This is a genomic window from Streptomyces aurantiacus (assembly GCF_027107535.1).
Taxonomy (GTDB): domain Bacteria; phylum Actinomycetota; class Actinomycetes; order Streptomycetales; family Streptomycetaceae; genus Streptomyces.
The window spans coordinates 7,874,219-7,892,740 of sequence record NZ_CP114283.1; the positions used below are offsets into that span (position 1 = coordinate 7,874,219).

General features: G+C 71.2%; 17 protein-coding genes, 1 pseudogene and 2 riboswitches. Of the genes and pseudogenes, 8 read left to right on the top strand and 10 right to left on the bottom strand.

Features of this window, described 5'->3' with window-relative positions:
- Window positions 1-145 precede the first annotated feature (145 nt).
- Window positions 146-967, bottom strand: coding sequence for an enhanced serine sensitivity protein SseB (locus O1Q96_RS36710; protein WP_269252225.1), 822 nt, complete (start codon window positions 965-967; stop codon window positions 146-148).
- A gap of 112 nt (window positions 968-1,079) precedes the next feature.
- Window positions 1,080-1,766, bottom strand: a complete 687-nt coding sequence (locus O1Q96_RS36715; RefSeq protein ID WP_419587010.1) for an AAA family ATPase — start codon at window positions 1,764-1,766, stop codon at window positions 1,080-1,082.
- A 231-nt stretch (window positions 1,767-1,997) separates the two neighbouring features.
- A riboswitch (glycine riboswitch) is annotated at window positions 1,998-2,112 on the top strand.
- Window positions 2,113-2,241: riboswitch (glycine riboswitch) on the top strand. It begins immediately after the preceding riboswitch.
- 34 nt (window positions 2,242-2,275) lie between these two features.
- On the opposite strand from O1Q96_RS36715, the gene gcvT reads away from it, so the two are divergent.
- The 6 genes from gcvT (at window position 2,276) to O1Q96_RS36745 (ending at window position 7,977) form a co-directional block, all read left to right on the top strand.
- Window positions 2,276-3,403: a glycine cleavage system aminomethyltransferase GcvT gene (gcvT, locus tag O1Q96_RS36720; RefSeq protein WP_269252226.1), complete on the top strand. Its 1,128-nt coding sequence runs from the start codon at window positions 2,276-2,278 to the stop codon at window positions 3,401-3,403.
- A gap of 191 nt (window positions 3,404-3,594) precedes the next feature.
- On the top strand, window positions 3,595-3,972 hold the full coding sequence (gene gcvH / locus O1Q96_RS36725) for a glycine cleavage system protein GcvH (RefSeq protein ID WP_269252227.1): 378 nt from the start codon (window positions 3,595-3,597) through the stop codon (window positions 3,970-3,972).
- 13 nt (window positions 3,973-3,985) lie between these two features.
- Window positions 3,986-5,248, top strand: coding sequence for a serine hydroxymethyltransferase (glyA, locus tag O1Q96_RS36730; protein ID WP_269252228.1), 1,263 nt, complete (start codon window positions 3,986-3,988; stop codon window positions 5,246-5,248).
- 163 nt (window positions 5,249-5,411) lie between these two features.
- Entirely contained in the window at window positions 5,412-6,779 is a 1,368-nt protein-coding gene (locus tag O1Q96_RS36735) for an L-serine ammonia-lyase (protein WP_269252229.1), read from the top strand.
- A gap of 90 nt (window positions 6,780-6,869) precedes the next feature.
- Entirely contained in the window at window positions 6,870-7,424 is a 555-nt protein-coding gene (locus O1Q96_RS36740; RefSeq protein WP_269252230.1) for a glycoside hydrolase family 25 protein, read from the top strand.
- Between the two features lie 10 nt (window positions 7,425-7,434).
- Window positions 7,435-7,977 (top strand): MOSC domain-containing protein, encoded by a 543-nt coding sequence (locus tag O1Q96_RS36745; protein WP_269252231.1) that lies wholly within the window; start codon window positions 7,435-7,437, stop codon window positions 7,975-7,977.
- Window positions 7,978-7,986: 9 nt separating this feature from the next.
- Here O1Q96_RS36745 and O1Q96_RS36750 read toward each other — a convergent pair.
- The 3 genes and pseudogenes from O1Q96_RS36750 to O1Q96_RS36760 all read right to left on the bottom strand — a co-directional run.
- Window positions 7,987-8,670, bottom strand: a pseudogene (locus tag O1Q96_RS36750) (NADPH-dependent F420 reductase); the annotation flags it as partial.
- A 123-nt stretch (window positions 8,671-8,793) separates the two neighbouring features.
- Window positions 8,794-9,006 carry an EF-hand domain-containing protein gene (locus O1Q96_RS36755; RefSeq protein WP_269252232.1) on the bottom strand — a complete coding sequence of 71 codons (213 nt, stop codon included), beginning with the start codon at window positions 9,004-9,006 and terminating at the stop codon, window positions 8,794-8,796.
- Between the two features lie 40 nt (window positions 9,007-9,046).
- Window positions 9,047-9,961 (bottom strand): helix-turn-helix domain-containing protein, encoded by a 915-nt coding sequence (locus O1Q96_RS36760; RefSeq protein WP_269252233.1) that lies wholly within the window; start codon window positions 9,959-9,961, stop codon window positions 9,047-9,049.
- Between the two features lie 67 nt (window positions 9,962-10,028).
- Here O1Q96_RS36760 and O1Q96_RS36765 point away from each other — a divergent pair, with 67 nt between their 5' ends.
- Window positions 10,029-10,667, top strand: coding sequence for a GNAT family N-acetyltransferase (locus O1Q96_RS36765; protein WP_269252234.1), 639 nt, complete (start codon window positions 10,029-10,031; stop codon window positions 10,665-10,667).
- 19 nt (window positions 10,668-10,686) lie between these two features.
- Here the strand turns inward: O1Q96_RS36765 and O1Q96_RS36770 are convergent, their stop codons facing one another.
- The 5 genes from O1Q96_RS36770 to O1Q96_RS36790 all read right to left on the bottom strand — a co-directional run bounded on the left by O1Q96_RS36770 (window position 10,687) and on the right by O1Q96_RS36790 (window position 15,847).
- Window positions 10,687-11,307, bottom strand: coding sequence for an ADP-ribosyltransferase (locus O1Q96_RS36770; RefSeq protein WP_269252235.1), 621 nt, complete (start codon window positions 11,305-11,307; stop codon window positions 10,687-10,689).
- A gap of 105 nt (window positions 11,308-11,412) precedes the next feature.
- Entirely contained in the window at window positions 11,413-12,021 is a 609-nt protein-coding gene (locus O1Q96_RS36775) for an ATP-binding protein (RefSeq protein ID WP_419587086.1), read from the bottom strand.
- A gap of 248 nt (window positions 12,022-12,269) precedes the next feature.
- On the bottom strand, window positions 12,270-13,037 hold the full coding sequence (locus O1Q96_RS36780) for an enoyl-CoA hydratase/isomerase family protein (protein WP_217454138.1): 768 nt from the start codon (window positions 13,035-13,037) through the stop codon (window positions 12,270-12,272).
- A 149-nt stretch (window positions 13,038-13,186) separates the two neighbouring features.
- Window positions 13,187-14,434 carry a L,D-transpeptidase gene (locus O1Q96_RS36785; RefSeq protein ID WP_269252236.1) on the bottom strand — a complete coding sequence of 416 codons (1,248 nt, stop codon included), beginning with the start codon at window positions 14,432-14,434 and terminating at the stop codon, window positions 13,187-13,189.
- A 180-nt stretch (window positions 14,435-14,614) separates the two neighbouring features.
- On the bottom strand, window positions 14,615-15,847 hold the full coding sequence (locus tag O1Q96_RS36790; protein ID WP_269252237.1) for a L,D-transpeptidase: 1,233 nt from the start codon (window positions 15,845-15,847) through the stop codon (window positions 14,615-14,617).
- Between the two features lie 233 nt (window positions 15,848-16,080).
- Here O1Q96_RS36790 and glgX point away from each other — a divergent pair, with 233 nt between their 5' ends.
- On the top strand, window positions 16,081-18,399 hold the full coding sequence (gene glgX / locus O1Q96_RS36795; protein WP_269252238.1) for a glycogen debranching protein GlgX: 2,319 nt from the start codon (window positions 16,081-16,083) through the stop codon (window positions 18,397-18,399).
- The last annotated feature ends 123 nt before the right edge of the window (window positions 18,400-18,522 follow it).

Here is an 18,522-nt window from a genome sequence, read left to right on the forward strand (position 1 = left end):
GCCATGAAACCAGCTTAAGTGGCGATCCCGACAGCACCGTTGCGCTCCGCCGGGTTTGGTGTTGAGAGCTCGGGGCTTTCTGTTGTTCACCGCCCGGGTCGGGTGTGGTTGAGCGCGCCGTTCCCCGCGCCCCTGTGAGCGCGACTCAGAAGGTGCGGGTGTAGAAGGGGCGGACCTGTGCCCGCAGCCAGTCGCCCACCGGGTCCTGGGCCACGTCGAGGAAGACGAGGCTCACCGGGTGTGCCAGGGGAACGCGTCCCAGCGCCCGGCCGAGGGCGTCCAGCGGAAGCGTGCGCGCGCTCTCGTCCCAGTGGACCGCCTCGATGCCGACGAACATCACGGGGTCGCCGCCCTCGATGCTCGCCAGACAGCGGCGGGCGCTCAGCACGACGCCGGTCGCGGCGAACTCCGCCGAGGCCGCGGCCAGGAAGTCCACCGGATCGTCCTGCCAGTCGGGCTGGAACAGCCGGACCCGGCCGCCGCTCGCGGTCCCGTCCAGCTGGGTCCGCCCGGTCCGGCACAGCTCGGCCACGGCCGCCGGGGGCAGCGGCACACCGACCGTGCCGTCCGGGTTCAGCACGATGCCCACCTGGGGCGGCAGGCCGCGCGCGAACTCCACGGCGGGCGCGACGGTGTACGCCATGTGGTCGCCGACGACCTGGCGGAACTGCTGGTCCGAGGTGAAGACCGGCACGTACGCCTGCCCGCCGAGCTCCATCGTGGGCAGGTCGAGCGGGCCGCTGTGCGGGCCGCCGCCCTCCGGCAGCGGCACCCAGAGGAAGGCGCGCCCGACGGCCTCCACGATCCGGGCGCCCGTCGAGGGCGACGGGGGAAGCCCGAGGGAGGCGGCGAGCACCTCCTCCACCTCGTTGCCGGGCCAGCCGGCATGGGGATGCGGGTGCGCCCGTGCCGGAAAGTCCTGTGTGGGAAAATCCTGCGCCGGAATGTCCTGTGCCGGGAAGTCCATCTCTACCGCCTGCTCGAACCGCCTTCTGCGGTTGACGAGATTACGCGCCCGCCGGCCCGTTCACCGCGTCCGAGACCCGTGGAAGCCGGAATCCGCCGGCCGGGAGGGGCGCTCAGTCGCCGAAGTCGATGCGCCGCAGCACGTCCGCCGCGGCACGGTCGACGAGGACCGCGGAGCCGCAGCCCTCCGGGAGGTCGCCCTTCTCGACGGAACGCAGCAGCCTGGCGACGGCGCCGCGGTGCCGCGCGAACGCGTACCTCGAGACACCCCGGCCGCGCTCGCGCTGGCCGTCCAGGGCCGTGCCGGGATCGACGTCGAGCAGCAGCAGGTGCAGGGTGCCGCCCCGGCGCCGGGCGTCCCGGGCGAGCCAGTTGCGCACCCAGGCCTGCGTACCGCAGTCGTGCACCACGACGCCCTCGCCGGAGCGCAGAGCCCCGCGCAGGCCCGCGTAGTGCGCGGCGCGCACGAGGGGGCGGTAGACCGCGTACGGAAGGAAACGCGCCAGCCTGCCGTCCCACCGGTCGCGGGTGTCCTGGGAGTCGATGCGGCGGCCGGTCACCGCCCGGCGCATCAGGGTCGACTTGCCGCTGCCCGGCAGGCCCGTGACGACGACCAGGTCGGCCGCTCCGAACCGCAGACCGTGAGGGCTGTGACCCGCGCGCTCCCGCAGATCACGGACGACGGGCGCCGGAAGCGGGTCGCACGCCTCCCCGGCCGGTGCGGTGGGCTGCTTGGGCAGCGCGATGCCCGTACTGGTCGCGTACGCCGTGATCCTGTTCACCCTGATCGTCCTCCCCATGGGGTCGGGAGACCCATCCCCGTCGAGTGTAAAGAGAAGGTAATGCGCCGGTCCCCTCATTTCTGTTCTCGTCCTGCCACAGCCCCGTCACAGATCACTGTGAACGCCCGTGGACCCTGTCCGGACACTGTCCGGCCCGGTACGGGCCCGTCCGCCCCCCCCCGGCCGAGGCCCCTGCCGCCCCGGTCCGATGCGTGCAATGATGTGCCCGCCAACTGCATACCGGCCGCTTGAATCCGCGCGGGAGAGTTCCGGGTACGTGTACACGCAGGTGTACGAGTGCCCGGGCGCCGAAGGAGCAAGTCCCTCCCTTGAATCTCTCAGGCCCCGTTACCGCGCGGGCGAGGCACATCTGAAAAGCGGGCCGCCCCCTGACCGTCAGGGCGTCGGCTCCACCCAAGGTGCAAGTCAGTGACCACCACGTTCACCGGTGTTCACGGCGAACCTCTCAGGTTCCGATGACAGATGGGGAGGAACGACCTCGCCGTCATGCCTTGGGAGCCCCACCGATGAGCAGCAACGCCCCCGTTCAGCCGCGCCGGACCGCGCTCGATGCCCTGCATCGCTCGCTCGGCGCGACGATGACCGACTTCGCCGGCTGGGACATGCCCCTGCGGTACGGCTCCGAGCGCGACGAGCACCTCGCCGTACGCACCCGGGCCGGCCTCTTCGACCTCTCCCACATGGGCGAGATCACCGTCACCGGCCCCCAGGCGGCCGCTCTCCTGGACTTCGCGCTGGTCGGCAACATCGGGGGCGTGAAGGTGGGCCGCGCCCGCTACACGATGATCTGCCGGGCCGACGGCGGCATCCTCGACGACCTGATCGTCTACCGTCTCGCCGACACCGAGTACATGATCGTGGCCAACGCCTCCAACGCCCAGGTGGTCCTGGACGCCGTTCAGGAGCGCGCGGAGGGCTTCGACGCCGAGGTGCGCGACGACCGGGACGCCTACGCCCTGCTCGCCGTCCAGGGCCCGGAGTCCCCCGGCATCCTGAAGTCCCTGACCGACGCCGACCTGGACGGTCTGAAGTACTACGCGGGCCTGCCCGGCACGGTCGCCGGTGTTCCGGCCCTGATCGCGCGCACCGGCTACACCGGCGAGGACGGCTTCGAGCTGTTCGTCGCCCCGGCCGACGCCGAGAAGCTGTGGCAGGCGCTGACCGACGCGGGCTCCCCGGCCGGGCTCGCCCCCTGCGGGCTCTCCTGCCGGGACACCCTGCGCCTGGAGGCGGGCATGCCGCTGTACGGGCACGAGCTGAGCACCTCGCTCACGCCCTTCGACGCGGGCCTCGGCCGGGTCGTGAAGTTCGAGAAGCAGGGCGACTTCGTCGGGCGCGAGGCACTGTCCGCGGCCGCCGCCCGGGCCGAGTCGCAGCCTCCGCGCGTCCTCGTCGGCCTGCTGGCCGAGGGCCGCCGTGTCCCCCGCGCCGGCTACCCGGTCGTCGCCGACGGCAGGGTCGTCGGCGAGGTCACCTCCGGTGCGCCGTCCCCGACGCTCGGCAGGCCGGTCGCGATGGCGTACGTCGACGCGGAGCACTCCGCACCCGGCACGACCGGTGTCGGCGTGGACATCCGGGGCAGCCACGAACCGTACGAGGTCGTGGCGCTGCCGTTCTACAAGCGCCAGAAGTGACACTGGTGCGCGGGCTCCGGAAGTGAGGCACCCGGTCCGGGCGCCCCGCACGGCATCGGCCCGCGCACTCCCCAGGTGACACGGCGCGACAGCGCCGCTCGACAGCATCAGAAGTGACCCCGGGCACATCCGCCCGGCCACCCCCAGTCCCCCTGCATCAGCACTCCCCGGCGTACAGGAGAATTCAGGCCATGAGCAATCCCCAGCAGCTGCGCTACAGCAAGGAGCACGAGTGGCTGTCGGGCGCCGAGGACGGCGTCTCGACGGTCGGTATCACGGAGCACGCGGCCAACGCGCTCGGCGATGTCGTGTACGTCCAGCTCCCGGAGGTCGGTGCCACGGTGACCGCGGGCGAGACCTGCGGTGAGCTGGAGTCGACCAAGTCGGTCAGCGACCTGTACTCGCCCGTCACCGGCGAGATCACCGAGATCAACCAGGACGTCGTGGACGACCCCGCGCTGGTGAACACCGCCCCGTTCGAGGGCGGCTGGCTGTTCAAGGTGCGCACCTCGCAGGAGCCGAAGGACCTGCTCTCCGCGGACGAGTACACCGAATTCTCCGGCAGCTAAGGACTCCTGACCGATGTCGCTTCTGAACCAGTCCCTCCATGAGCTCGACCCGGACGTCGCCGCCGCCGTCGACGCCGAGCTGGACCGCCAGCAGTCCACCCTCGAGATGATCGCCTCGGAGAACTTCGCTCCGGTCGCGGTCATGGAGGCCCAGGGCTCGGTCCTCACCAACAAGTACGCCGAGGGCTACCCGGGCCGCCGCTACTACGGCGGCTGCGAGCACGTCGACGTCGCCGAGCAGATCGCGATCGACCGGGTCAAGGAGCTGTTCGGCGCCGAGTACGCCAACGTGCAGCCGCACTCGGGCGCCTCCGCCAACCAGGCCGCGCTGTTCGCGCTGGCCCAGCCCGGCGACACCATCCTCGGTCTCGACCTGGCCCACGGCGGCCACCTGACCCACGGGATGCGGCTGAACTTCTCCGGCAAGCAGTTCAACGTGGTCGCGTACCACGTGGACGACGCCGGCCTGGTCGACATGGCCGAGGTCGAGCGGCTCGCCAAGGAGCACCGCCCGAAGGTGATCATCGCGGGCTGGTCGGCGTACCCGCGGCAGCTGGACTTCGCCGAGTTCCGCCGGATCGCGGACGAGGTCGAGGCCTACCTGTGGGTCGACATGGCGCACTTCGCGGGCCTGGTCGCGGCCGGCCTCCACCCGAACCCGGTGGAGCACGCGGACGTCGTCACCTCCACCACCCACAAGACGCTCGGCGGCCCCCGCGGCGGGATCATCCTCGCCAAGAAGGCCTTCGCGAAGAAGCTGAACTCGTCCGTCTTCCCGGGCTTCCAGGGCGGTCCCCTGGAGCACGTGATCGCGGCCAAGGCGGTCTCCTTCAAGGTCGCCGCCTCGGAGGACTTCAAGGAGCGCCAGGTCCGTACGGTCGAGGGTGCCCGCATCCTCGCCGAGCGCCTCACCGCGCCGGACGCCCGCGAGGCCGGTGTCAACGTCCTGTCGGGCGGTACGGACGTCCACCTGATCCTGGTGGACCTGCGCGAGTCCGAGCTGGACGGGCAGCAGGCCGAGGACCGCCTCCACGAGGTCGGCATCACGGTCAACCGCAACGCCGTCCCCAACGACCCGCGGCCGCCGATGGTGACGTCGGGCCTGCGGATCGGCACCCCGGCCCTGGCGACCCGCGGCTTCACGGCCGAGGACTTCACCGAGGTCGCGGACGTCATCGCCGAGACCCTCAAGCCGTCCTACGACGCGGCGGCGCTCAAGGCCCGGGTGACCGCACTGGCGGACAAGCACCCGCTGTACCCCGGTCTGGGCAAGTAGTCCCGCTTCACGGGGGTACCGCGCACACTGGGAGGTGTGCGCGGTACCCCGGCCGCCCGTCACCCACCACCGCCCCGCCACGGCGCCTCGCGCCCCCGGGCCTTCACCGGCCCACCCGCCCCACCCCTGTTCCACCCGCTTCACCCCGTTTTGAGGAGTCACCGTGGCCATCTCGGTCTTCGACCTGTTCTCGATCGGCATCGGCCCGTCCAGCTCCCACACCGTCGGCCCGATGCGTGCGGCCCGGATGTTCGCCCGCCGCCTGCGCACCGAGGACGTCCTGTCCTCGGCGGCCTCGGTACGCGCCGAGCTGTACGGCTCGCTGGGCGCGACCGGACACGGCCACGGGACGCCGAAGGCGGTGCTGCTCGGTCTGGAGGGCGCCTCGCCCCGCACGGTGGACGTCGAGGGGGCCGACGACCGGGTCGAGAAGATCAAGGCGTCGGGCCGCATCGCCCTGCTCGGCGAGCACGAGGTCGGCTTCTCCTTCGACGACGACCTGGTGCTGCACCGCCGCAAGACCCTGCCGTACCACGCGAACGGCATGACGCTGTGGGCGTACGACGCCTCGGGCGCCGAACTGCTGTCGAAGACGTACTACTCGGTGGGCGGCGGTTTCGTCGTCGACGAGGACGCGGTGGGCGCGGACCGCATCAAGCTGGACGACACGGTTCTGAAGTACCCCTTCCGTACGGGCGACGAGCTGCTTCGGCTGACGAAGGAGACGGGCCTGTCCATCTCCGCCCTGATGCTGGAGAACGAGCGGGCCTGGCGCACCGAGGAGGAGATCCGCGAAGGGCTCCTCGCCATCTGGCGGGTGATGCAGGCGTGCGTCACCCGTGGCATGTCCCGCGAGGGCATCCTGCCCGGCGGCCTCCGGGTCCGCCGCCGCGCGGCCATGTCCGCCCGCCAACTGCGCGCCGAGGGCGACCCGTTGGCCCACGCCATGGAGTGGATCACGCTGTACGCGATGGCGGTGAACGAGGAGAACGCGGCGGGCGGCCGCGTCGTGACGGCCCCCACGAACGGCGCCGCGGGCATCATCCCGGCGGTCCTGCACTACTACATCAACTTCGTGCCCGGCGCGGATGAGGACGGGGTGGTCCGCTTCCTGCTCGCGGCCGGCGCCATCGGCATGCTCTTCAAGGAGAACGCCTCCATCTCGGGCGCCGAGGTCGGCTGCCAGGGCGAGGTCGGCTCCGCCTGCTCGATGGCCGCCGGCGCCCTCGCCGAGGTCCTCGGCGGCAGCCCCGAGCAGGTCGAGAACGCCGCGGAGATCGGCATGGAGCACAACCTCGGCCTCACCTGCGACCCGGTCGGCGGCCTCGTCCAGATCCCCTGCATCGAGCGCAACGGCATGGCCGCGGTCAAGGCCGTGACGGCGGCGAGGATGGCCATGCGCGGCGACGGCTCCCACAAGGTCTCCCTCGACAAGGTCATCAAGACGATGAAGGAGACGGGCGCCGACATGAGCGTCAAGTACAAGGAGACGGCCCGGGGCGGCCTGGCGGTGAACATCATCGAGTGCTGAGGGTGGGACGGGCGAAGAGGGGCAGGAGCAGGGGGAGTTGACCCCACACGCACCATCAGCCCCATCCCCCCACCGCACGGAGGAACCACCATGCTGCGCGGCATCGACGTGAGCTCCTACCAGTCGTCCTCGTACAGCACCGAAGGCCTGTCCTTCGTCTTCGTCAAGGCGACGGAGGGCCGGACGTACGTCAACCCGAAGCTGGGCGCGCAGGCGAAGAGGGCCCGCGACGCCGGCTGCGTGGTCGGCTTCTACCACTTCCTCTGGCCGGGCAACCTCACGGCCCAGGCCGAGTACTTCGTCGGCAAGGCCCCGGAGAGGGCGGGCGACATCCTCGCCGTCGACTGGGAGACGACGAGCGACGGCACCCACGCGAGCAACGCCGAGAAGGACCGCTTCATCCGCAAGGTGAAGGAACTCCGGCCGAACAACCGGGTGGTGCTGTATTGCAACCGGAACTTCTGGCTGAACGTCGACGACACCTCGTACGCCGGTGACGGTCTGTGGATCGCCGACTACGTCACCGCGGGCAAGCCCCGCATCCAGGCGACGTGGCGCTTCCACCAGCACACCGACGACCCGCTGGACAAGAACGTCGCACGCTTCGACACCATCGCCGACCTGCGGGAATGGGCGACCCCGTAGACTGCCCCGCATGGGTGGGAGTGTCGCTGCGGTCAGCAGCAACGGGACGTATGCGTTCACCAAGCCGAACCGCGGGAGCATCACGCTCCTCGCCGGACTCGGGGTCGAGGGGGACGTGCACGCCGGGACGACGGTGAAGCACCGGTTCCGGATGGCGAAGGACCCCTCGCAGCCGAATCTGCGGCAGGTGCACCTGATCCACGAGGAACTGTTCGACGAGGTGCGCGAGGCGGGCTTCGAGGTCGCGGCCGGCGAGCTAGGGGAGAACGTCACCACCCGGGGCCTCGACCTGCTGGGGCTGCCCGGCGGGACCCTGCTGCGGCTCGGTGACGAGGCCGTGGTGCAGGTCACCGGCCTGCGGAATCCCTGCGCCCAGATCGACGGCTTCCAGAAGGGGCTCATGAAGCAGGTCGTGGGCCGGGACGGGGACGGCAAGCCCCGGTTCAGGGCCGGGATCATGAGCGTGGTCGTCACGGGCGGGGTGGTGCGGCCCGGCGACCCCGTCGAGGTCGATCTGCCGGCGGGGCCGCACCTGCCCCTGAAGATCGTCTGAGCGGCAGCCCTACGCCCTGAAGTCCGCCGTACGCTCCGGTGACGCCTCGGCCAGCGCCTTCGTCACTCCCTCGACGCCTTCCCGCAGACCGTAGACGGGCGTGCCGGGCTGCTGGCGCCAGGAGTCGTCGAGGCCGCCCGCGTCCACGGTGTCGAAGCCGAGTTCGTCGATGAGGTCGCGTACGGCCTGCTTGGCGGTCGCGTCGTCGCCGGCCACCGGGAGGGCGACGCGGTCGGCGGCGCCGGCCGGGCGGTGACGGTCCAGGATGTCCTGGGCGAACGTGCCGTTGAACGCCTTGACGACGGTGTGGCCGAGCTGCCGGGCCGTCCAGCGGCTCTCCGTCAGGCCCTCGTCGAGGATCTCGGCGATCCTGCCGTCCCGCTGCTTGGGGTAGTAGTTGCCGGTGTCGATGACGGTCACCCCGTCGGCCGCCTTGTCCAGCAGCCCGGACGGCAGGTCGGGGACCGCCTTCAGGGGGATCGTGACGACGACGATCTCGGCGTCCCGCGGGGCCTCCTCCACGGTGACCGGGGTCGCTCCGGTCTCCCGCGCCAGCTCGGTGAGTGTCTGCGGGCCCCGGGAGTTGGCGACGTACACGTCGTGGCCCAGGGCGGTGAGCCGCCGGGTGAGGTTGCCGCCGATGTTGCCTGCTCCGATGATGCCGATCCTCATGTCCGACTCGCCCTTTCCGGGGGTGGATGACTCCTGTGCGGAGTGACAACCTCCGGACGGATCGGGCTATTCCGGGCCACGCCCGGAGGGCGGACACGACGAAGGGGCGCCCCCGTGGACCGGCGGGCGCCCCTGTCACTCACGTCACCTGTTGACCTGGGACCAGAACTCGTCGAACGAGAGCAGCTTGTCCCCGTTGAGGTCCCGGGCGGCGATGACGGCCTCGGCCACCGACTCGGTGACGTTCCAGTCCCCGCCCTGGGCCAGAGCCTTCTTGAACTCGGCGGCGGTGATGTAGCCGTCCCCGTCCACGTCGATGCGCTCGAACGCCTTGCGTGCTTCCTCGATGTCCGCCACCGGACCCGCCCCTTCTTGGTGCCTATCTGACGAGGTCAGATTAACGTTCCGGCCGGGCGCGGAGCGCGGCGACCACCCAGGCGAACTCCTCGGCGTGCGCGGGCAGGGGCCCCGTTCCGCGGACGAGCGCCGTCAGCTCCCGGAAGCGCGCGAGCTCCACGTGCGTCGCGGACTCCATGCGTTCCAGAACGGCGGCCCGGTCGGCGTTGCCCAGGAGCCCGTCCAGCACCTCCGCGGCGCGGGGCGACTCCGGGGCGACGCCCTGTTCCAATGCCTCGCCCGCGAGCTGCACCAGGCGGCTCATGAACCACAGGGACGTCCCGGCGGGCACCTCCGGCCCGCGGTCCGCCGCGTTGAACTCGACCGTCCTGCGCATACGCCGACGGAAATCCGGGTTCCGCATCAGCTCGGCCAGTTCCACCCAGGCGTCCACCTGCTCGGGGGTGGGGTCCTCGGGCAGGTCGGCGACGGCGAACCGCATCCGGGTGCGGATGTCGGGGTCCGCGGTGTCGAGTCCCTGGAAGGTCTCCTCCATGAAGTGGTCGATGATGTGCTTGCGCTCGGTCGCCGACAGTCGCGCCAGTTTGTTCATCAGGGTCATCTCCTCCGCGGTCGAGCCGCGTCGCGCCACGGTCGACAGCACCGCCCGGGTCACCTTCAGCGACCTGATCTGGGCGTCCAGGGCCGCCACATGGGTCGCCGCCACCTCCGCGACCGTCGTCCCGCCCGCCAGCACCCGGCGTACGTCGTCCAGGCCCAGGCCCAGCTCCCGCAGCGTACGGATGAGTTCGAGGCGGGCCACGGACGCGGCGTCGTACAGCCGGTAGCCGCCCTCGGAGCGGGTCACGGGCGGCAGGGCGTCCACGTCCGACCAGTAACGGATGGTGCGTACGGTCAGCCCGGTGGCCCGGGCCAGCTCGCCGATGGTGAAGAGTCCGGTGCCGTCGTCGATCATTTCTGGGAGTCTGGGCCTTCCAGCGGGTGGAGACTCAAGGCGTAACTCGAGGCGGAGGAGTGGTCGCGTGTCCGAGAGCCTGCGGACCATTCTCGACGCGGCGGCCCGTGGCGTCTTCCCGCCGGCGGACGGCTCCCTCACCGTGGTGCGCCAGCACTCCCACCGTGACGCCGGTGTCCTCGCCTTCACCGCGCACTCCGTCGTCTTCACGGACGAGGACCCCGACTGGGTGCGCGGGACTCTGGATCAGGCCGGCTGCGACGCACTCGCCGCGGCGATGAACGCCCGGTTCCTCACGGCCTTCATGGACCGTACGGGCCGTACGAACGACACGATCGACCTGCTGGCGGTCGCCGCCCCGCTCCCGGGCGGACCGTCCCTCGCGCTGGTGGAGGTCACCGGCCGGGACCACCACCGGGTGGTACGGGCCCGTGAGCACCGCGACGACGTGCGTGTGTGGGCCGCGGACGGCGGTGTGCTCGTCCTCGGCCGAGGGGTCGCGGGGCGGCTGGAGGTCGCGGTCGAGGTGGACGAGGGGGCACGGCACCGGGGGCTCGGCCGGGAACTCGCCGGGGCGGCGCGGCGGTTGTCCGGCGGCGAGCCGGTCTGGGCCCAGCTCGCACCGGGGAACGCCCGCAGTCTGCGGGCGTTCCTGGCGGCCGGCTACCGCGCGGTGGGAGCGGAGGCACTGCTCTGCGCCCGGTGACCGGCCCCGGGGAGCCCGCTCAGTGCCAGGGCTCGTAGTGCGGGTTGCTCTCGCAGTCGCTCATGATCTCCGTTTTGGTCTTCTTGTCGACCGGGCAGACGCCGATGATGTACTGCCGCGCGATACCGCCGGGGAAGGCGACCTCGACCTGGTCGGCCCATTTGTGGGTGTCACCGATGGTCTTGTTGACGTCCACGCCGCCCGGCGCGTCGATGTAGTAGTTGAAGCCGCTCTTCCACCACGTCTTGTAGAGATCGTGGTCGTAGCTCGTGGATACGTACGGCGAGGGCTGGTTGACCAGAACGTACTGCTCGATGTCGTACTGGCCGTCGATGACGTCCTTCGGATGGAAGCCCTGCTCGAAGACGGTCGAGGGGCCGCGGCCGTCGCTGCGGTAGAGGGTGCCGCAGGACGTGCGCCAGGCGGGTTCGGGTGTGATGCGCTCGACCTCCACCCGGCGGTCCGCGGCGGCGTGGACGCGGTCGGCGAACTGGGGGCAGGCCGGGGCGGCGGCCTTCGCCACGAAGGCGGGGGCCTTCGCGGCCGTCCCGGTGGGGAGCGTCGCGGCGGAGGTCGCGAAGACGGCCGAGAGGGACAGGACGACGGCAGCGGCCCGTCGCCGCAGGGGAGTTGTGATCATGCGGGGCACGATCCCGGTTCCGCGGAGGCGGGCCGTGGACCCTCACTCGTACGGCGGCGTGTCCGCCGACGGGCGTTGCCTCGGCGGAGGATGCCGGGGTGGCCCCTAACGGTCCGCGACGCGCATCTCGAACCATGTCGTCTTGCCGCGCGGGAGGAGGTCGACGCCCCAGCGGTCGGAGAGCTTGTCGACGAGGAAGAGGCCCCGGCCGCTGACGTCCGTCTCCTGGACCGGCATGAGGCAGGGGAGGCCGCGGGAGGGGTCGCGGACCTCGACCCGGATCCAGCCCCGCCTGCGTCTCATACGGAGGCCGAAGACCCGGGCGCCCGTGTGACGCACGGCGTTGCCCACCAGCTCCGAGACCAGCAGGACCGCGTCCTCGGTCATCTTCGGTGAGAGTCCCCAGTGGCGCAGCACCACGACCTGGGCGAGCCGGCGCGCGGTCGCGGCCGACTCCGGCCGCGACGGCAGGGGTACCTCCGCCTCGGTCGGATTGCCGAACAACTCCAGCGCCTTCAGCGCGTGTTCGTCCTCGACAGCAGGCGACCAGCGTGCCGCGGTCGCACTCCCGTGCCGCCGCGGCTGTTCGATACCCTCCAGCCCCGCCATGACCCCATCATGGCCGCCCAGGGGGCGTTCCGGGGGCGTTCCGGAGGAATACGCCCCCCGGAGGCATTCATTCCGCTGAATTCGAAAAGCATATGCCAGGGGCAGTTCGGCAGTCCGTACAGCCCACCTGACCTGCACAGACAGCCCCTGCGAGGGCAATCGCCCGCGTTCCCCGACAAGGAACCCTTAAGGCTGACTTAAGGCTCGGACAAACCGCCCCTTCGGGGGACGCGGGTAAGACATCGCGTCAACTGCAAGTGGATCAGCGGAACTTGATGTGTGAGTTTCGCGGCACGGCAGGGCCTTTCCGAGGGAGGCGGAAGGCCTCCGTCACCCGACCGGGCCGTCCCTCGTCAGAGGAACTTCGCCTTGCCCGGGCCCTCCTCGACGAAGCTCCGCATCCCGCGCTCCCGGTCCTCCGTGGCGAACAGACCGGCGAACCAGTTCCGTTCGACGGTGAGCCCGGTCTCGATGTCCGTCTCCAGACCCGCGTCGACGCACTCCTTGGCCGCGCGCAGCGCGAGCGCCGGTCCCTGCGCGAGTTTCGCGGCCCACGCGTGCGCCTCGGCGTACACGTCGGCGGCCGGTACGACGCGGTCCACCAGGCCGAGGGACAGCGCCTCGTCGGCCTTGACCATGCGGCCGGTGAAGATGAGGTCCTTCGCCCGGGAAGGGCCGATGAGACGGGACAGGCGCTGGGTGCCGCCCGCGCCCGGGATCAGGCCGAGGAGGATCTCCGGCTGGCCCAGCTTCGCGTTGTCCGCGGCGATGCGGAAGTCGGCGCAGAGCGCCAGCTCGCAGCCCCCGCCCAGCGCGTAACCGGTCACGGCGGCGACGACCGGCTTGGGGATGCGGGTCACGGCGGTGAAGGAGTCCTGCAGGGCCCTGGAGCGTACGACCATCGCCGCATGGTCCATGGCCTGCATCTCCTTGATGTCCGCGCCGGCCGCGAACACCTTCTCGCCGCCGTAGAGAATCACCGCGCGCACGTCCTCGCGGCGCGTGGCCTCCTCGGCGAGCTCCTTGAGGCGGTCCTGGGTGGCGACGTCCAGCGCGTTCATCGGCGGACGGTCGAGGCGGATCGTGCCGACACCTTCGGCGACTTCGAGATGCACAGTCATGAGGGCAGGTTAACGGTGACTAACGACAACGGCCCCGGTGTGCTCCGTCACAGAGCGGCACACCGGGGCCGTACGGGTCCTGAGGACCTGAAGGCCCGGGAAACCGGGGACCCGCAGGCCGTGGGGGCGGAGTCAGCGCCCCCGGGCGATCACGCCGTCCACTTCTCCCACGACATGTTCCAGCCGTTGAGTCCGTTGTCCGGCTCCACGATCCGGTCGTTGGAGTTCTTCACGACGACCACGTCACCGATGATCGAGCGGTCGAAGAACCATGCTGCCGGCGCACCCCGGTCACCGCCGCCGCGCTGGTCGCGCAGGCCGATGCAGCCGTGGCTGGCGTTGTAGTTGCCGAAGGCGCCGCCGGCCCAGTAGTTGCCGTGCAGGAAGGTGCCCGACGTGGTCAGGCGCATCGCGTCCGGCACGTCCTTGATGTCGTACTCGCCGCCGTAGCCGACCGTCTCGCCGTTCATGCGGGTCACCCTGAGGCGCTCGCTGATGACCATCTGGCCGTTCCAGGTCTCGTAGCCGGGCTTGCCCGTGGTCACCGGGATGGTCTTGATGACCTTGCCGTCGCGCTTGACCGTCATCTTCTTGGTCTTGACGTCGACGGTGGAGACCTGGCTGCGGCCGATCGTGAACTTCACGGTCTTGGCCTGCTCGCCGTAGACACCCGGCCGCCCCTCGACCCCGTCGAGGTTGAGGGTGACGGTGACCTTCGTGCCGGGCTTCCAGTACTTCTCCGGGCGGAAGTCGAGGCGGTCGTTGCCGAACCAGTGGCCCTCGACGTCGACCGCGGGCTCGGTCTTGATGTCGATCGCCTTCTCGATGTCCTCGGGGTGCGTGATGCCCCGGGTGAAGCGGACCGAGAAGGGCATGCCGACGCCGACCTTGGAACCGTCCTCCGGCGTGAAGATGCCCACGAAGGTGTTCTTCGGGGTCAGCGTGGTGAAGGCGGACTCCTCAGCGGCCTGCCGGCCGTCGGAGTCCTTGGCCACCGCGTGGACCTTGTACTTGGTGGACGCCGCGAGATGCGTGGCGGGCGTCCAGGTCGCGCCCCCGTCGGTGATCTTCCCCTCGACCGGGTTGCCCTTGGTGTCCTCGACCTTGACCTCGGTCAGCTTGCCCTTGGCGGCCGTCACCTTCAGCGCGCCGCTGGTCTTCACGGCGTCCGTGCCGTTCTTCGGGGCTATGGTGACGACCGCCTGCGAGACCTTGGTGTCCGTCCGGCTCGAATCCTCGCCCTTGCCCTTCCCCTCGCCGGACCCGGAGTCCGAGTCCCCTCCCCCGCCGCAGGCGGCCACGAAGAGCAGCAGCACCCCGAGCAGAAGTGCCAGGGCCCCCTTGCCGCTTCGTGTCCGCGCGCCAACCGACGCCCCCGATATCGGTCGCCCGTTCAAGTTCGTTCTCCCCTCGCACGGCCTGGTCAGGCCCGCACTACCGCGCGTCCCACGCCGCGCATCGCGCTAATTAATCACACTGCCAGGCGTGATGGCCTCCCGGGAATGTCACCGTTCCGTCCCAACTCACGGTGCCGGCCGCGCCACCGGATCCCTCCCTGTGCGTACCCCTATGTCGGTCTACTTCACCGCGGAGCCCGCTTTCCACGCCTTCCAGTCCATGTTCCACCCGCCGAGGCCGTTGTCGGGAGCGACCTTCTTGTCGTCGCTGTTGACCACCTCGACGACGTCACCGACGAGGCTGCGGTCGAAGAACCAGCCCGCCGGGGTCGCGGAGCTGCCGCCCTTCACGTCGCGCAGGCCCACACAGCCGTGGCTGACGTTGGCGGTGCCGAACACGCCCTGCGCCCAGTAGTTGCCGTGCAGGAAGGTCCCGGAGGAGGTGAGGCGCATCGCGTGCGGCACGTCCGGGATGTCGTACTCGCCCTTGCCGTCGGCCCGTTTGAAACCGACGGTGGCCCCGTTCATCCGGGTCACCTCCAGCATCTCGGTGACGACCATCTTCCCGTTGTACGTCGTGCTCGTGGGGGCGCCCGCGGTGATCGGCACGGTGGACAGGAGCGCTCCGTCGCGGCGTACCTCCATGGTGTGGGCCGCCGCGTCGACGACGCTGACCTGACTGCGGCCGACCGTGAAGGAGAACGTCCGGTACTGCAGCCCGTACACGCCCGGAGCCGCCTCGACGTCCCGCAGCCGCAGCTCGACGGTGACCTTCGTGCCCGGCTTCCAGTACGTCTCGGGGCGGAAGTCCAGCCGGTTCCGGCCGAACCAGTGCGGGGCGATCTCCGCCTTCGGCACGGACGTCACGCGGATCGCGCGCTCGACCGCCGCCCGGTCGCGGATCCGGCGGTTGAACTCCAGCGACACGATCATCCCGGTGCCGACGGTCGAGCGGTTCTCCGGCACGACGTAGCCGATGAACCGCTCGTCGGGGACGTACGTCGTGAACGTCACGTGCCGGGCCACCCGCCGGCCGTGGCCGTCGAGCGCGACCGCGTCCACCGCGTACTTGGCGGCCAGCGCGAGCCTCGGGTCGTCGGGCTTCCAGGTCGTGCCGTCCCCGACGATCCGGCCGGGCACCGGGGAGTCCTGCGCGTCCTGCGACTTCACGACCTTCACCGACTCCAGGCGCCCGGCCGGCACCCGCACCCTCAGCCCCTCCTCGGGGCGTACGCCCCGGCTCCCGTCGTCCGGCGAGACGCGGATGGTGTCCTCGGCCGACCGGGGCTTGCCGAGCATCCCGTCCGTGCCGTGCGAGGTGCATCCCGCGGCTCCGGCGAGCAGGCCCGCCCATGTCAGTACGGCGGCCAGCGCGGCCCCTGCGCGCCGCGCGCGCCTCTGTGCGTGCATCACGTGGGGCCCAACGACCGAGGCGGCCCCGGGGAAGTGGGGTGGTGCCGCGGCCCGCCGTGACGGGTGAGGTGGTGTGGCCCGCCTGCCGGGGCCGGTCAGCCCCCGCCTCGGGAGACGTGAGTGCGAGCCCGGCTCTGGGCAGAACAGTGGGGAGGACGACACGACAGGGAGCCGCGGCCGGGACGCCGCGGCCCTCCTCGTGCCGCTCCGACCGAGCCGCGGGAGGGCGTCAGGTGTCGAGCGCAGCCGATCAGGAGGCAGTGCGGGAGGGGCTCGTCCCCGGCCGTGGGCTGCCTGTGCAGCCCGGACCCGTCCAGCCCGGCCCCGTGCTGAACGGCACGGCGCGTACGGAGCCGGGCGTCTCCGTCTGGCCGGGCACGCCGACCCCGCTCGGGGCGCGCTTCAGGACCGGGCCCGACGGCGTCTCGGGCACCAACTTCGCGCTCTGGGCGGGCGGGGCCGAGTCGGTCGAGCTCTGTCTCTTCGGCACGGAGGACGGCGAGGGCCGCGGAGACGGCGGGGACACCGAGATCCGGGTCCCGCTGACCGAACTGACCCACGAGATCTGGCACGGCTTCGTGCCCGGCGTACGGCCCGGACAGCGGTACGGCTTCCGGGTGCACGGCCGCTGGGATCCGTGGACGGGGGCTCGCTGGAACCCCGCGAAGCTGCTCCTCGATCCGTACGCCCGTGCCGTGGACGGCGCCGGACAGGACGAGTACGGCAGCCTGCCGCCGCAGGTGTACGGGCATGTGCGGGACTGGCCCCAGCAGCAGGTCGCCGACACCGTGCGCGACGACCGGGACTCGGCGCCGTACGTCCCCAAGGGTGTCGTCGTGCACGACGACACACCCGACGACGAGTGGACGGACGACCGCCGCCCGAAGACGCCGTGGGCGGACTCCGTCATCTACGAACTGCACGTCCGGGGGTTCACGAAGCTGCACCCGGGGATCCCCGAGGAGCTGCGGGGCACGTACGCCGGGCTGGCGCACCCGGCGGCGATCGAGCACCTCGTGGCGCTCGGGGTGACGGCCGTCGAGCTGCTGCCGGTGCACCAGTTCGCGCACGAGGACCATCTGCTGCGCCGGGGCATGAAGAACTACTGGGGCTACAACTCCATCGGCTACTTCGCCCCGCACGCCGGATACGCGGCCTCCGGGACCAACGGCCAGCAGGTCGGCGAGTTCAAGCGCATGGTGCGCGCGCTGCACGCCGCCGGGATCGAGGTCATCCTCGACGTGGTCTACAACCACACGGCGGAGGCGGGCGAGCTGGGCCCGACGCTGTCGCTGCGCGGGATCGACAACCGCGGCTACTACCGGCTGCAGAACGACGCCCGGCGGTACGCGGACTACACGGGCTGCGGGAACACCCTGCACGTCGTCCAGCCGCACGTGCTGCGCCTGATCACGGACTCGCTCCGCTACTGGGTGACGGAGATGGGCGTCGACGGCTTCCGGTTCGACCTGGCTGCCGCGCTGGCCAGGTCCATGCACGACGTCGACATGCTGTCCCCGTTCCTCGCCGTCATCGCGCAGGATCCGGTGCTGCGCCGCGTGAAGCTGATCGCGGAGCCGTGGGACGTCGGTTCCGGCGGCTACCAGGTGGGGGCCTTCCCTCCCCTGTGGACCGAGTGGAACGACCGCTACCGCAACGCCGTACGGGACTTCTGGCGGGGCGCGCTGCCGGACGTGCGGGACCTCGGGTACCGGCTGTCCGGGTCGAGCGACCTGTACGCGTGGGGCGGGCGGCGGCCGTACGCGTCGGTGAACTTCGTGACCGCGCACGACGGGTTCACCCTGCGGGACCTGGTGTCGTACGAGCGCAAGCACAACGAGGCCAACGGCGAGGGGAACCGGGACGGCACCGACGACAACCGGGCGTGGAACTGCGGGGCGGAGGGCGAGACCGAGGACGCCCGGGTACACGGTCTGCGGCGCCGCCAGCTGCGCAACCTCCTCACCACCCTGCTGCTCTCCACGGGCGTCCCGATGCTGGTCGCGGGCGACGAACTGGGGCGGACCCAGGGCGGCAACAACAACGCGTACTGCCAGGACAACGAGATCAGCTGGCTCGACTGGAGCCTGCTGGACGACCCCGGCTGGCGGGCCCTGTTCGACCTGACGTCCCGTCTGATCGCGCTGCGCCACGCCCACCCCGTGCTCCGGCGGCGCGCCTTCTTCTCCGGCCGGTCCCATTCGGCCGACGGACTGCGGGACCTGGCGTGGTTCACCGCACGCGGCACCGAGATGACGGAACGGGACTGGTACGCGCCCGCGGGGACGCTGGGGATGTACCTGTCCGGCCGGGACATCCCCGGGCGGGACGCGCGGGGTGTGCCCGTGACGGACGACAGCTTCCTCGCGGTGCTGCACGCGGGCGACCGGCCCGCGGACTTCGTCCTGCCGGGCCCGCCGTGGGCCGAGGCGTACGAGGTCGTCGTCGACACGTCGCGGGAGGAGCAGGGCGCTCCGCCCGGGGTGGTGCACCGGGCGGGGGGAACGGTCACGGTGCCGGCACGGGCGGTCCTGCTGCTGCGGGTGCGGTGACGGGGCGGCGCGTCCTGGGCGATGCGCGGGAGCGTCGCCCGGACCGCGTCGGGGAGTCGAACTGTGGTGGTCCTGCCCGCGCCGGACGGGTCGAGGACGCCGAAGATCCCGGGCTCCCCGACG

Excerpts from the sequence above, each read along its gene's own strand:
- O1Q96_RS36710 (WP_269252225.1), bottom strand. The coding sequence starts at position 967 with ATGGACTTCCCGGCACAGGACATTCCGGCGCAGGATTTTCCCACACAG.
- O1Q96_RS36715 (WP_419587010.1), bottom strand. The coding sequence starts at position 1,766 with ATGGGGAGGACGATCAGGGTGAACAGGATCACGGCGTACGCGACCAGT.
- gcvT (WP_269252226.1), top strand. The coding sequence starts at position 2,276 with ATGAGCAGCAACGCCCCCGTTCAGCCGCGCCGGACCGCGCTCGATGCC.
- gcvH (WP_269252227.1), top strand. The coding sequence starts at position 3,595 with ATGAGCAATCCCCAGCAGCTGCGCTACAGCAAGGAGCACGAGTGGCTG.
- glyA (WP_269252228.1), top strand. The coding sequence starts at position 3,986 with ATGTCGCTTCTGAACCAGTCCCTCCATGAGCTCGACCCGGACGTCGCC.
- O1Q96_RS36740 (WP_269252230.1), top strand. The coding sequence starts at position 6,870 with ATGCTGCGCGGCATCGACGTGAGCTCCTACCAGTCGTCCTCGTACAGC.
- O1Q96_RS36745 (WP_269252231.1), top strand. The coding sequence starts at position 7,435 with ATGGGTGGGAGTGTCGCTGCGGTCAGCAGCAACGGGACGTATGCGTTC.
- O1Q96_RS36760 (WP_269252233.1), bottom strand. The coding sequence starts at position 9,961 with ATGATCGACGACGGCACCGGACTCTTCACCATCGGCGAGCTGGCCCGG.
- O1Q96_RS36770 (WP_269252235.1), bottom strand. The coding sequence starts at position 11,307 with ATGATCACAACTCCCCTGCGGCGACGGGCCGCTGCCGTCGTCCTGTCC.
- O1Q96_RS36780 (WP_217454138.1), bottom strand. The coding sequence starts at position 13,037 with ATGACTGTGCATCTCGAAGTCGCCGAAGGTGTCGGCACGATCCGCCTC.